Annotated in this window: 13 protein-coding genes and 1 tRNA gene; 3 read left to right on the top strand and 11 right to left on the bottom strand. The window is 36.3% G+C overall.

What is annotated here, in order from left to right; all coding sequences use genetic code 11:
* Positions 1-25: 25 nt before the first annotated feature.
* Positions 26-481, bottom strand: a complete 456-nt coding sequence (gene rimP, locus H5117_RS01680) for a ribosome maturation factor RimP (RefSeq protein WP_002958482.1) — start codon at positions 479-481, stop codon at positions 26-28.
* A 281-nt stretch (positions 482-762) separates the two neighbouring features.
* Positions 763-839, bottom strand: a tRNA-Met gene (locus tag H5117_RS01675).
* Positions 840-1,274: 435 nt separating this feature from the next.
* Here H5117_RS01675 and H5117_RS01670 point away from each other — a divergent pair.
* Complete coding sequence (locus tag H5117_RS01670; protein ID WP_182736017.1) at positions 1,275-1,736, top strand: globin domain-containing protein; 462 nt, start codon at positions 1,275-1,277, stop codon at positions 1,734-1,736.
* A gap of 311 nt (positions 1,737-2,047) precedes the next feature.
* Positions 2,048-3,604: a cryptochrome/photolyase family protein gene (locus H5117_RS01665; protein WP_182736016.1), complete on the top strand. Its 1,557-nt coding sequence runs from the start codon at positions 2,048-2,050 to the stop codon at positions 3,602-3,604.
* Positions 3,605-3,664: 60 nt separating this feature from the next.
* Here the strand turns inward: H5117_RS01665 and H5117_RS01660 are convergent, their stop codons facing one another.
* From H5117_RS01660 to H5117_RS01620, 9 genes are all read right to left on the bottom strand, one after another.
* Complete coding sequence (locus H5117_RS01660) at positions 3,665-4,111, bottom strand: Hsp20 family protein (RefSeq protein WP_182736015.1); 447 nt, start codon at positions 4,109-4,111, stop codon at positions 3,665-3,667.
* Between the two features lie 236 nt (positions 4,112-4,347).
* Complete coding sequence (locus tag H5117_RS01655; protein ID WP_039489283.1) at positions 4,348-4,878, bottom strand: peroxiredoxin-like family protein; 531 nt, start codon at positions 4,876-4,878, stop codon at positions 4,348-4,350.
* Positions 4,879-4,991: 113 nt separating this feature from the next.
* The gene (locus tag H5117_RS01650) at positions 4,992-6,389 is read right to left on the bottom strand and encodes a sigma-54 dependent transcriptional regulator (protein ID WP_082007326.1); all 1,398 of its coding nucleotides are present in this window, start codon (positions 6,387-6,389) and stop codon (positions 4,992-4,994) included.
* A 9-nt stretch (positions 6,390-6,398) separates the two neighbouring features.
* Entirely contained in the window at positions 6,399-6,773 is a 375-nt protein-coding gene (locus H5117_RS01645) for an Hpt domain-containing protein (RefSeq protein WP_182736014.1), read from the bottom strand.
* 108 nt (positions 6,774-6,881) lie between these two features.
* A complete protein-coding gene (locus H5117_RS01640) occupies positions 6,882-7,622 on the bottom strand; it encodes a bifunctional diguanylate cyclase/phosphodiesterase (protein WP_024595976.1) in 741 nt (246 codons plus the stop codon).
* Between the two features lie 499 nt (positions 7,623-8,121).
* Positions 8,122-8,412: a hypothetical protein gene (locus H5117_RS01635; protein WP_182695800.1), complete on the bottom strand. Its 291-nt coding sequence runs from the start codon at positions 8,410-8,412 to the stop codon at positions 8,122-8,124.
* A 695-nt stretch (positions 8,413-9,107) separates the two neighbouring features.
* Positions 9,108-11,918, bottom strand: coding sequence for a PAS domain-containing hybrid sensor histidine kinase/response regulator (locus H5117_RS01630; RefSeq protein WP_182736013.1), 2,811 nt, complete (start codon positions 11,916-11,918; stop codon positions 9,108-9,110).
* Complete coding sequence (locus H5117_RS01625) at positions 11,911-12,522, bottom strand: isochorismatase family cysteine hydrolase (protein WP_024595979.1); 612 nt, start codon at positions 12,520-12,522, stop codon at positions 11,911-11,913. The genes H5117_RS01630 and H5117_RS01625 overlap by 8 nt, the downstream gene beginning before the upstream one ends.
* A gap of 22 nt (positions 12,523-12,544) precedes the next feature.
* The gene (locus H5117_RS01620; RefSeq protein ID WP_024595980.1) at positions 12,545-13,582 is read right to left on the bottom strand and encodes a response regulator; all 1,038 of its coding nucleotides are present in this window, start codon (positions 13,580-13,582) and stop codon (positions 12,545-12,547) included.
* 258 nt (positions 13,583-13,840) lie between these two features.
* On the opposite strand from H5117_RS01620, the gene H5117_RS01615 reads away from it, so the two are divergent.
* Positions 13,841-14,104 (top strand): GrxA family glutaredoxin, encoded by a 264-nt coding sequence (locus H5117_RS01615; protein WP_024595981.1) that lies wholly within the window; start codon positions 13,841-13,843, stop codon positions 14,102-14,104.
* Positions 14,105-14,200: the final 96 nt, after the last annotated feature.

Below are 14,200 nucleotides of genomic sequence, written 5' to 3'. Positions count from 1 at the left end.
TTGCCCTATTCCTTCGCACTCGAATTTAAAACTTCGCGATTAAATTCGCACGTTCGATGTTACTAAGCATGATCAGATGCTCTGCACCATCGCTAGATAGTGTGATCATATCGCTGCTAACTGCTACTAAGTCGCCTTTAAAATTACGACGACCATCCTGTGGAAGTTTAGTACGCACGCGTACTTCCTCTCCTTGCGCCTGCTCGTAGTGATCTTGTTTGAATAATAGACGATCAACACCAGGAGACGATACTTCCAAATCATATTCATTTGTAATTGGGTCTTCGACGTCTAAAATCGCACTAATTTGGCGACTGGCATCCGCACAGTTATCAACTGAGATCCCATCCTCATGAGCAATATATACTCTTAAGGTAGAATGGCGACCCGCTTGTACAAATTCAAGACCATGCAACTCAAAGCCTAACATTTCTACCGCAGGCGTTAACATGGTTACTAAATCTTGTTCAAGTTTTGTCACGAAAATCCTCCATACAAACAAAAAAAGGGCTTATAGCCCTAAAATACTGAGTTTAAATTTTAATTTGATAGCAATTGCCACAAATCGTAAGGTGCAGATACAACAACGCCCCGAACCAAGCGGGGCGTCACACCAATAAAGCATAAAACTGTGTGGCCGAGGGCCAAGCTTGGTTGCGAGTCAGTAAACTGACCTAATTAAACTACATAGCCTAAAACGCAAAACGCGCATTACTTAGAATGCGCGATATAAATTAGTAAGGTAATACCTACTAGTAGAATTGGTTGCGGGAGCCGGATTTGAACCGACGACCTTCGGGTTATGAGCCCGACGAGCTACCAGACTGCTCCATCCCGCGCCAATAGATATCAAACCTTAAATTTAATATCGCTGTTAGCTGTTATACAACACGCTAAACAATGGCCGCTATTATAAGGATGTACAGGATAATTAGCAACTATAATACGCAATTAGTTTATAAAATTTGCAATTCGTCAAGATGCTAATTTAATGTATATGTAAGTAACATAAGTAATCAGCCAACTTTATAAAATTCCCATACTTGAGTCATAAAATGTAGTAGCTTATTATTTCAGGATAAAAATCAGATAAACTGAAGTTTAATAACTCTTAAAATACGTTTTAAAGGCTCACTAATTACCAGAAAGTAAATAGATATAACAAAAAGCCATACTTTCACACTAAAAAAACGTGCAGAATTTGAACTGCCCGCTATAATCAACTTTATTCCTACTTGATAATAATAGTTATTACTCACTGCAACGAGATAAAAATGAATCAACAACAATCAGCATTATTAAATAACTTAACAATTATTAAGCCTAACTTTCATGCGTTTACGGCTAAGTTTCATAGTAAATTAGCCCAATCTAGTATTGAGATGAATTACCCGACGGCCTTACAGTTTAACGAAAAGAGCTTTACCCTCTTTTGCGTGTTAGAACGAATTGTTAAACATTTAGATAAACCAGCATCGGTAGCTCCTTTTTTAGCTCACCATTTAATGTATCTAAAAAAAAGCCGCGCTTCACACAGTGACATTGCCCTTTTATCTAACGCTTTTTACGAAACCCTTGAAGAGCACCTTGGTAAGCATTTTACTACTGAGAGTCAACTCGCTTGGAAAAAAGCGCTTAGGTACTTTGAAAGCTTTGCAAGCAATGTTCTTTTCAACGTTACCAACGTGGTTTCGTTACAACAAAGAATACAGCAAAAGCAAAGTAATAAAATTTAGATATTCAATTTGGGGGAGACTTAATTTACTTAATCTCCCCTTAATTATGCTCATTTTAACACCATGGTCAAAAACGCCTTGATATGCGGTTAAACTTTTTTGCCCTATTGCTAACAGCACACTGTATTGTGTTATTTAACGCTTCTATTCGTTTTACTAATCCATTATTCAACTCAAGAAACAACTAATCCCCAGCATTAAAAACAGCAAACTATTGTCGTTATGCACTTAATTACTCCTATTTGCTTGTTATAAAATATTAAAACGATCGTTTAATTAACTATGTCCGTATAAAAAAATTTGGCTTTACTATGACCTATCATAAAACACTTAGATTAATATTAGGCGATCAGCTAAACCCATCTCATTCATGGTATAAACAAAAAGACGACGACACGCTTTATCTCATCGCAGAATTAAAACAAGAAACCGACTACGTTAAGCACCACATTCAAAAACTATGTGCTTTTTTTAATGCTATAGAAAACTTTGCGACGGCATTAAAAACGGCTGGTTTTAATGTTTTGCATTTAACACTTGACGATACCGCTGACGACAAAGATTTAATTGAATTACTCAAGCGAATTGCTGATAAATACCAATGCGGAACTATTGAATATCAATACCCTGATGAGTTTAGGCTTAAGTCTCAATTAGCTAAGTTTAAAAGTGATGGCTCATTTGATGTAATTGCCACAGATACTGAACATTTTTTATTACCGTTCACCGAAATAAAAACACGCTTTACAAAAAACAAGCATGTGACAATGGAGCACTTCTATCGTGCTATGCGTAAGCAGTTTAATATATTAGTTGATGATACTAAGCCAACCGGTGGCAAATGGAATTTTGACAGTAATAATCGTAATAAATTTTCCAAAGCTGACTTAGCGTGTATACCAAAACCTAAGCTATTCAATAATAATGTCAAGAGCATCATTTCTCGCTTAAATAAGCACAAGATCGTTTACTTTGGCGAAATAGCCGATCAGAAACTAGAGTGGCCAACAACGCGTAAACAAGCTATTGAATCTCTAGAATACTTTTGCGAGCATTTACTTAGTTGCTTTGGTCACTTTCAAGATGCGATGACAGATCAAAGTAAAAATAATACCAGCTTGTACCATAGCCGATTATCGTTTGCCCTAAACGCAAAAATACTCCACCCGTTATATGTAATCAAACGTGTAATAAGAGAATACGAACAAAGACCAAGTGAAATATCCCTCTCGCAAGTAGAGGGCTTTACTAGGCAAATATTAGGTTGGAGAGAATATGTACGTGCCATTTATTGGATTAACATGCCCGACTACGCTGTTAAAAATCAATTACAAGCCAAAAACACACTACCATCTTATTTTTGGAACAGCTCAACAAAAATGAATTGCCTAAGCCACTCATTAAAACAAAGCCTTGAAACCGCTTATGCCCACCATATTCAACGCCTAATGGTTATTGGAAACTTTTGCATGCTTACAGGAATAAACCCTGATCACGTAGATAACTGGTACCTAGGTGTTTATATCGATGCCATAGAGTGGGTAGAGATGCCCAACACCCGAGGAATGAGCCAGTTTGCCGATGATGGAATAATTGCGACTAAACCTTATGCTGCAAGCGGTAACTACATTAATAAGATGAGCGATTACTGCAAAAGCTGTCAGTACGATGTTAAACAAAAAGTAGGTGATAAAGCTTGCCCGCTAAATAGCCTGTACTGGCATTTCATGAATAAACACAGAGACAGGCTAGAAAAGAACCCACGTATTGGTATGGTATATAAAAACTGGGATAAACAAGAAAAAACACTCCAAGAACAAACGCTGCAACAAGCAACCTACTACCTCAATAATTTAGAAGCGCTGTAAACAAAAAAGCCGCCTCGAATGAGGCGGCTAAGTAATCAGGGGAATATATACTTTAGAAGATTATTTACCTTCTATTAGATTGCTATTACCAATTTCAATTTTACGTGGTTTTAGCGCTTCAGGGATTTCACGTTCTAAGTCAATACTTAGTAAGCCATTGGCTAAATCTGCGCCAAGTACTTGTACATGATCTCCTAACTGAAATTTACGTTCAAAGTTACGCTCAGCAATACCTTGATGAATAAATTTACGCTCTGCGTTTTCATCTTTATTTGCTTTAGTACCTGTAACTTTTAATGTGTTATTTTCTGACTCAATGGTTAATTCGTTATCGCTAAAACCGGCAACGGCCATAGTGATTCTGTATTTGTCTTTATCGAGTGCTTCTATGTTGTAAGGAGGAAAACTTGGCTGCTTATCTGTATTAGCTGCCGCATCCATAAGTGATGCTAAATGTTCGAAGCCGATAAATGAACGATAAAGTGGTGATAAGTCTACTGTACGCATAATAATATCCTCATATTTAAGCGATATTTTGCATGTGCTCTTCTATTGAACAAGCTCAAGCAAAGTTTAATTAATAGTATAAATTTCAATTGTTTAAGTTTAATTTAGGACCCATCAGGCGTCCTACTTAGCTATATATGGACGGTAAAATTGTTTTCAAGAGATTAATTTTAAAAAATTAAAAATAAATAAAAAAAGGCACTAAAAAGTGCCTTTTGAAACCATAAAAATAAATGTTATTTAATAAATGTGCCTCGGATTGGGTAGTCGTTTTCTCTAGAAAACTTAATTCCACCTAGCAGTTGCTCTAAATCAGGACGAACAAATGGGCTGTTTGATATATCGACCATTTGAAGCTGATTTTTTTCATTAAGTACAAAAATGCCTGGCTCAGCAAATGGATGATCAGTTTCTGCATCACTGCGAGGCTCGCTGATATGTAGCCCTAAATCGGTCATTTGTTCGATTGTTAAACCATAGTAAATTGGGAAGTTAATATCTATTTTTTCAAGATGTTTATTAAGCTGCTCATGGCTATCACCACTTACTGCAACAACTTCAACACCAGCATCTTTAAAGTCTTTATGAACTTTAGCAAGCTCGTTAAGTTGCGCAGTACATTTAGGGCAGTGCTGGCCTCGATAAACAACAATCATTTTCCAAGGAGAGTCACTTACTCTATCAACTAAATCTACCTTATTCTCATCAACATCACTCACTACTAGTGATGGCATAATATCCGCAGGTTTTAAACTAGTGTTACTCATTGCGATCTCCTTTTACTGTTTCAGATTAAAAATTAATTTGCTCTTACCCATAGAGCTTAGGGTAACTTTTATTAATTCAACCTGAAAAGTGTAATTAAAAATCGATTATGACTTTAAGACCATCCCTTTATTTTTCTATAAATGGTAGATGCACTAACCCCTAGATAAGCAGCAGCAAGAGGAATATTGTCTTCACAGCTTTTAATTGCATTTTCAATCGCCCTTTTTTCAACTTGCCACAAAGGTTCTATATCGTGAACAGACATAGGCGATAGTTGAACACTCTGCTCGTTTGTATTGTGAACTGACTTAGCGGATATCGAATGCTTAACAGCGCCTAATCCAAATGAGCTTGGTAGCATGTCTTTTTCAATTACATCGCCATCATTAATAACGACGGTGTTTTCAATTACATTTTGTAGTTCGCGAATATTTCCTGGCCAATCGTAATTACAAAAAAGCGCCTTAACTTCATCAGAAAAACCAGTGAAATGCTTTGCATTACTATCGCTTTTTTGTTTCAAAATATACTCAGCAAGCAGTAATATATCGCCTCCGCGTTCTCTTAAAGGGGGGAGCTTTACGGGTATAACATTTAAACGGTAATATAAATCTTCTCTAAAGCGCCCTTCTGCAACCTCTATGATTGGGTTTCTGTTTGTTGCACAGACTAAACGAACATCGCTGTGTAATACTTCACTACTACCAACCTTACTAAAAATGCCTGTTTGTAAAAAGCGTAATAACTTTGCTTGTAAGTTAAGTTCCATTTCACATAATTCATCTAAAAATAAGGTACCGCCGTTGGCCACTTCAACAGCCCCTTTTCGATCGCTCAATGCCCCACTAAACGCACCTTTAACATGACCAAAAAACTCTGATTCAAATAGCTCAGCAGGTATAGCTGCACAGTTTATGGCAATAAATGGTCCTGTATTTCTCGGGCTTGTATCATGAAGGGTTTGTGCGCAAACTTCTTTACCGGTTCCACTTTCACCTGTGATAAATACACACGCTTTACTTCTAGCTGCACTATCAAGTAATCTAAAAACGGTTTTCATTGCCAGTGATTCACCAACAAAATCTTGATTTTTATCCCTGTTTTTAACCAATGGTTGAACTTTAACTTGCTCTTTTGGCGTCAACGCACTTTCTACTGAGCTAATGAGTCGTTGACTTGTGAAAGGTTTTTCTAAAAAATCAAAACCGCCTAAACGCATTGCTTCCACTGCAATATCAATAGAGCTGTTTGAGGTGATCATGACTACATTAGCAGGATTTTTCTGCTTATTTACAAATTGTAATACCTCAAGCCCACTTATATCTGGCAAGCATACGTCTTGTACTATGACCGCTGGCATTTTTTCTTTAATACCGACTAAAGCAGAGTACCCATCTGTAAAGTGTTTGCATTGGAAACCAGCCTGCTCAAGCTGACTTGCATATAAAGCACCACTGGCAATGCTATCTTCAACAATATAAACAAGACCTTTATCAATTATATCTGACACAGCTTTCTCCTAGATAGCTATACTATTACTCATTATTTGATACGCATCTCGGGTTTTATCCAAGTTGTGTTTAATAACAAGCGCTGCGTGCAAGTTTTCTTGTGTAGTTGACGGTGGCGAATCGTGTAATTGTGTTGCTAACGCAGCTAAAGCAGATGCACCATATAAAGCTGCTGAATTTTTTAAGACATGCATTACTTCTTTAATTCTTATAGTATCTTCACTACTAATTGCCGTATCTAATTGGTTAGCCATAGTAACTAATTCATCAATAAATAATTTAATTAAACGAGCTAACACGGTTGTCCCAACATCCTTTTCGAGTTGAGTTAATACATTTAGCTCGGTAATACTTTTATCGACAAACTGCTCTGATATGGGCATAGATAACCTTTGTGTAAGTTAAAACTTCGTACACTAATAATATGTAAGAGTTGTAGTTTAAGAGTAATTTGTTTTTTGCATTTTGCAAATCAAAATGAATATAAACATTTACAAAGCCCAAGTATCAATACTTTTAGTTAACGTTTGCGGCTTATCTAGCAGGTACCCCTGAGCTATATCGCAACCAAGTTGTTCTAATATTTGTAATTGCTCATTCTCTTCAATACCTTCTGCTACCGTTTGTAAACCCAATCGTTGAGCCATCGCAATAATTGCGCTACATAACGTAAAGTCTTCATTATTAGTTGCAATACCACTTACAAAACTGCGATCAATTTTTAAACCATCAATATCAAATTGACGAAGTAAACCTAAAGAGGCATACCCAGTGCCAAAATCATCAATCCACACCTTTACGCCTTCTTTATGGAAGTTTTCAAACGCCTTAGCTATTTTATCAGGACTATGAATGAGCGCTGTTTCCGTTAATTCGACTTTAATAGCCTGTGGTGGTATTTGGTGCTTTTCTAGCAAAGACATTACTTTTGCAAACACATCACCATCTAAGATTTGTACCGGTGAAATATTTAATGAAACAGCAATATCTGTCATACCAAACTGCCGCATATGTTTTAAATCAGACAAACATTGCTCAAAAATCCAGTCACCTAATTCTAAAATCATTCCCGATTGCTCTACATGAGGGATAAACTCATCAGGGCCAACAATGCCAAAGCGCGGTGATTGGCACCTTACTAGCGACTCAAAGCCGACCAGCTTTCCAGATCCCAATGATACAAGCGGTTGATAAACCATTTTAAAATAATTATTTTGCATTGAATCAGACATGATCCTCTCTAACTCATGCCATCTTGCTAGATTGACTGGTTTTTCCGATTCTAGGTATTTAAACGCACTCATGATTTTGCTCCGGTTTCACTCTTAGTGACTTATTATATTAAAGAGCAATTTACAGGCCATTTAAATACAAAAAAACAGAAATAAAAACCAATATATTCAGGTAGTTAAATTAGAATATTAAATGGATTTACTTCTCCCATTTCATTCGCATTTTGCAATTCAGTTTGCAATGCAGCTACATTGGCAATGTGAGCGCTTAATCGAGCTTATAAAACACAGATAAGCCAGTTAATAGATACTGACCAAAGCTAATATTAGCAATTGTATATGAGAAAAGAGAAAGCTTTGATAAAATCCTGTTTAGGTTAAGCACCATCTAAATTTAAGAGAAAATAAATAATTTTATGGGGAGGGATAAAAAATTAAATTGGTGGTAGGAACATAAAAAAACGCAGGCAACTATAAATAGTTACCTGCGCAAAAGTCTCTAGTTTGAAAGAGTGTCGTTATTTTCGTTTTTAGAAGCAGTTACATGTTGTGCATAGTTGGTATTTTGCGAGTCAAACGTATTACTCATCAACTGAGCGTTTTCAACATCAGCTTGTGTAAAAGTAATTGGCTGAATATCTGCCAGCGGTTCAATCGAATCGCTACCTCGTAAAACTGTTATACCTATTACTAAAGTGGCAACAAGCAAAATTGACAAAACCATAATTTCAGGTGTTAGTACCCAATTGTTACCTTTAGGCTGTTGTTTGGCTTTTGTGTTTGTTTGCATATTGCACCCCTTAAAAATTTAACTAAATTCGTCTTGATTTGATATTTAATATATTGCGAAAGTCGTGCCAACCAGATAACAACTTTACAAAAAAGTAAAAACCTTACAAAATCATGTCGTTAAAATAAATTAAAGGTATGATTGAGTATTTAAATAAAGTTCATAACATTTTATTTTTATTTTGAATTGCAATTTGCGAATCAAATTAAAAAAACACACACTAAAAACACTCATTAATTACTAAAAAATAAATTTAACTTACCCCTAAAATACTAGGTTAATTTCTCCGTTTATCAAGTTTTATGCAACACAAACCCACTTTTTATATTGTCTGTTGATCTTTGCGGATTAAAATTCGTTCAAACTACAGGCGGTTTAATCGCGGCGCGAGGTTTATAACCTAGCGGGATCGGTAACTGCTCCTGCGTTACCCTACTGACTTACATCGATGTAAGACCGAGCAAAGCTTCCGCGTTCTGCTCACGCCCCTTACCCCTTCCCTACATGCATGTTGGCAACAAAGAGTAAATAGCCCTTAGGAAGAAACCTTTGGGCAGCGCCTGTTTGGCATTAATGCTACGTTATCGCCCATTTATGGAAAATAACCACACTGCATAGGCTCAACTTTGCCTAAATACCAAACACACTGCTACAAACTTAACCCTAAACGTTTAACAAACCCTAGCCTTCATTGCTCAACTCAGCTTTTCCCACACTTGCGCTAAACGAGAGAGCTTTAAATGTTTAGATTCAATAACCTGCTCTGGGGCATATTTATCAAGTAATAAATAAAGTGTCTCACTTACAATTGGCTTAGCTAAATAGTCATTCATCCCCGCGTCTATAAATCGCTCTTTATCACCATGAATCGCATTTGCAGTGAGTGCTATTATGGGGGTGGTTATACCTAACTTTCTGATTGCTTTAGTTGCAGAAATCCCATCGAGTATTGGCATTTGGATATCCATAAAAATAATATCAATTTCATCGTTTTGCGCCTTTATTATTGCCTCTTGACCATCACTAACAATATGTACACGGCAACCTTTTTGTTCTAAAAACTGCCGAATTACAATTTGATTATTCGTATTATCTTCAGCAACTAATACCTTGGTTCCGCTTAACTGAGTTAACCCTAAGGGGCTTTCTAAAGTTTCTTTTTGCTCACGATTGGTAAATATAATATCCAAATGAAACAACTGCTCTTCTAATAAACTAATTGCCCGTAGTACATGGGATACTTTATAAGGGCCATTTAACCTAAGCTCTCTGTCGTTAATATTTTGCGGTAATAAGCTTTTACCTAGCAAATCTAGGATGAGTAAACACGGTGAATTAAGGGAGTTGTATGTATTTATACGCTCGCGTGTTTGGGCTAACATTTGAGGATCAGTTAGTACAATTGCATCAGGAAAACTATCGTACTTGGGTATATCTGGGCATACTTCGTAGTGTTCAAAAGTGATAGAAAACCGAGTGAGCGTATGCTCCAAGGCTGTTTTTAGAATTTCGTGACTTCCTACTATCCATACTTTTGGCTTTTTACTTCGTGCTGCAAACCCTTCTCTTAAAATTGAGTCAGTTGTGTCTATTTGCAGCGGGTAATTAACTATAAACTCGCTTCCTTTATTAAACTCAGAACTAACCGAAATATCTCCACCTACCACATCACAAATTTGCCTACATATCGCAAGCCCTAAGCCACTGCCACCATGCTTTCGAGTAATTGAATTATCGGATTGAATAAAAGGCATAAACATACTGTCAATTTTATTTTTTGCAATTCCCATACCCGTGTCTTTTACAGATATATAAAGGTTTAAATTATTACCTTCAATATGAGTGCACTTAACAGTAACCGTTATTACACCATGTTGAGTGAACTTAATCGCATTGGCTAATAAATTTATGACTATTTGTCTTATACGGGCATGATCACCAATTACTTGAGCTGGTACATCAGGATAAAAATCAAAAATAACCTCAAGCCCTTTTTGTAAAGCGCTTTGGGAAATTATATCTATTGCTTCTTCAATACACGTATCAATACTAAATGGCTGATTATTGAGTGTTATGGCTTGTGCTTCAAAACGTGAGTACGTTAATACATCGTCCAATACACTTAATAGCGCGTCAGAACTTGTTTTAATCATTTGTGTATAGCGCATTTGTTCAGAAGTTAAACCGGTATGATGCAAAATATCTGCAGATCCAATTACAGCATTTAATGGTGTGCGAATTTCATGACTAATATTTGCCATGAATCGGCTTTTTGACTCCGCTAGGGTTTCTGCCTGATGTTTAGCTTCAAGTAATATTTGCTCGCTTTCAATACGCTCTTGTATATCCACAAGTGTCGCAGCAATTGATGATAAATCACTTTCGTAGCCACCAACAATTGGAGTAAGTGTAATTTCGACCCAGTTATTTATACCTTGTGCATTAATTAAACGTATATCAAAGCGACGAATGTCACGCTTACCTTGTTTATAATCAAGTAAAGTGCTACTAATTTTTTCTACATCTTCTTTTGCTATAAACTTAATTATAGGTAAGCCAAGGCTCTCATCTACCTTGCTGTGTAGAACTCGCTGCCATGCTTGATTTATAAATAATAGATTGCCAAATGTATCAAGGCGTAAAACAATATCAGGGATATTATCAACGACAGAGTGATAATTATATTCTATCTCTGCCATTGCTTGTTCGGCTTTAACTCGCTGCGTAATATTAGTTTCTATAGCGATAAAGTGCTTTACTTGGCCTTCATCATCTCGCACTGGGTTTGCATCAATAGCAACCCAATAAATATTACCGTTTTTATCGTAATTTGTAGTTTCAACTTGAAAAGGAAGCCCATTTTTTACGGCATGAGACATGACCTTACGGCTTTTTTCACATGTTTTTGGCCCTTGCAGTAAATGACCAGGACTGGTGCCTATAACCTCATCACAGGTGTAACCTGTAAGTACTTCAAAACTATTGTTAACCCACTCAATTACGCCAAATTTATCTGTAATTATCACTAAGTTATTTGTATGGCTCGCAACAAGCGATAAGCGTTTTACATATTTTTGCTGTTGTGTAAGCAAAAGTTGTGAGTCTTTATGACGTTGAATGTCATAGAGTGAACCTATAAAACCGCTTTTTTCATCATAAACTAGCCTCAACTCAAACCAGTTTAAGAGTCCGTGACTATTTTTTATTTGTATTTCTACACTAGGAGTCTGCTTTCCTTCAAGCAAACAACAACTGTATGCAACAAAATGCATAATATCATCGCAATTCATTAACTTAGTAATATTAGAACCAATTAATGAATCGCTTGAGTAACCTAGTTTCTTCTCCCATGCTTCGTTAATATAGGTAAGATTTAAATGTTTACCACACTCAAAAATACATTCATCTAAAATAGCTAATAGCTTTGCTTGACGTCGATTACTATTGGAGAGCTTTTCGACCAATGCATATTGGATTTGCACTTGTAGTTCATCGTTGTTATCCATGCTCTCTCCAATGCTTAATAAAAGTTTTACTATCACAAACTCGCGCATAAAGAGGAAAAACCTCTTCACAGTAAAAAGTTTGTTCAAAAGGAGTGCGACTCGATGTACAGTCACTTAAAATAGTGACGTTAAAACCAAGTTCAACAGCCGTTCGCGCAGTTGAGTCAATACAAATAGAAGTCACCGTACCGGCTAAAATTACATTAGTGACACCATGTTCTTTGAGCTTTTGCGCTAGAGCAGTATGTGTAAAAGCATTTAAACCTCTTTTCCCAGGCACCACTTCTATAACATTGCTAAAAAAATCTAGCTGCTCAATGGTTTGAGCGCCGTACGAACCTGCTTTAAATGCGCCCACATCTGCAATAGCTTTTAATATGCCAATCGGATTTTTAAGCTCACTGTAGTTTTGTGTAAAATGAATGGGTGTATTAACAACTAGCGCAAAATGCTCTGCACAGGCGGTCAATAAAGAGAGTGTATTTTCTACCACGCCAGTAATTCTTGACGACTCTTCAACTACGTCATACAAAATACCTTTTGGTGAAAAGTAATCATTTTGAAAACCAATCAAAATAAGCGCTGTTTTAGAAAAGTCATGCATCATTGCCACCTTATTAACCAATTTAAGACGCTAATTGCCAAGGTTTAATAAACTTTTCAAGCACTGCTTTGGTCACTGGTTTTTGTAAATAGTGCGTAATACCTTTTTCAAATAACTCAGCTATCTGCTCATCCCCTGTTAGCCCAGTTAAAATAACTTTGGGTGTATCATTATTAGGGGTATTTTGACGCACCAATTGCTGTGCTACGTCACTGCCAAACATTCCTGGCATGCGCTCATCTAAGAGCAGTAAATCAAATGGTTCATTTTGAGCAAGCGTTAAGGCACTAGCGCCATTTTCTGCACATGTTACTAAGCAGCCCAGCATTTCGAGCATCACTTTTGTTGCAATTTGACTTGGTAAGCTATCATCCGCCACTAATACAGATAAACGTGTTTGCGTATGAAATGTTGTTAAAATGGTAATGAGGTCAGTATCAAAAAATGGCCAACCTAATATTTTTTTAGATAGTTTGTTCTCTTGGCTCAGCTCACTAATGTCGCTAATAGTGCATAACTTTATGTGTCTATTTATGCTGTCACCATTTAGTTTATCAGTTAGCGCATCACCACTAAGGTGACGTAAATCCTCAATCTGTACCGTTTCCTTAAAAGTGCTATTGAATAATTTAAAATTTAAGCCAAAGCGCTCATGGGTATTATCCGATGTTATTAAACAACTTTTAAATAACGCCTCACAATCAGTTAGAACGTCTATATTTTGGCTAATATCAAGTGCCAAACTAACAGACTCTTTTGTTGCTAAAAGCCCATGAAAATCCAGCGTGCTTACTTGCTCAGAATCATCAATCTGGTAATGAAGGCTAACCCCTTGTATATTTGCTTCTAGGTTAAGTAAAAAGCTCTGCTTTACAGATGCTAGCGCTGGAATCAGAAATTCCTCGCATTGCGCAATCATTTGCTCAAGAGGGATTTGCAAACAAACGTAGTTACATTGCAACTTGTTAATTAAAGTAACTGAAAAATTTCGATTTTGGGTTTTACAATATTTACCGATTACCCCTTGGATAATTTCTAAAACGTGACTATTAATATTCATAAAGTATTCTCGTTAACCCAATGTATACCTCTTAATCATCAAGTTATGTGCCACAAATTAGTTCTTGTAAACACACTTGCATTCATATACTTAAGTATTAGACAGACAGCGCTTTAGTTTCTCATTCGCATTTTGCAAATCATATTGATATGCAATATATGATTTATAGTTTTTATTAGAATGGTGTAATCGATTTTTTTTGCTTTAAATAATTTTTCAATCATTTAAACTGATTTTAATCAAATTGAGGAGAAAGCTATGTTAACTGTAATTTTTGGCCGTGAAGGTTGTCCATATTGTGTTCGTGCAAAAGATGTTGCGGAGCAACTATCAAATGAACGTGATGACTTTAAATTTCGCTACATCGATATAATTAAAGAAGGCATTAGTAAAGCCGACCTTGAAAAGTCAGCTGGTAAACCTTGCCCTACCGTTCCACAAATTTTTGTGGATCAAAATCACATCGGTGGATTTACAGAATTTGAAGCTTACGCAAAAGAAAACCTAGGCTTGTACAAATAAGCGTTGTATTAAATATGTTAACCAGTTTAATAAACCCCAAATCAAACTGGTTAAATTTCGACCAACATCAAACACATAGAAATTAGTTTCAATTTA

It is taken from the genome of Pseudoalteromonas sp. SG45-1 (assembly GCF_014164135.1).
GTDB classification, from domain to species: Bacteria; Pseudomonadota; Gammaproteobacteria; order Enterobacterales; family Alteromonadaceae; genus Pseudoalteromonas; species Pseudoalteromonas distincta.
This window is presented reverse-complemented; position numbering and strand designations above follow the sequence as displayed.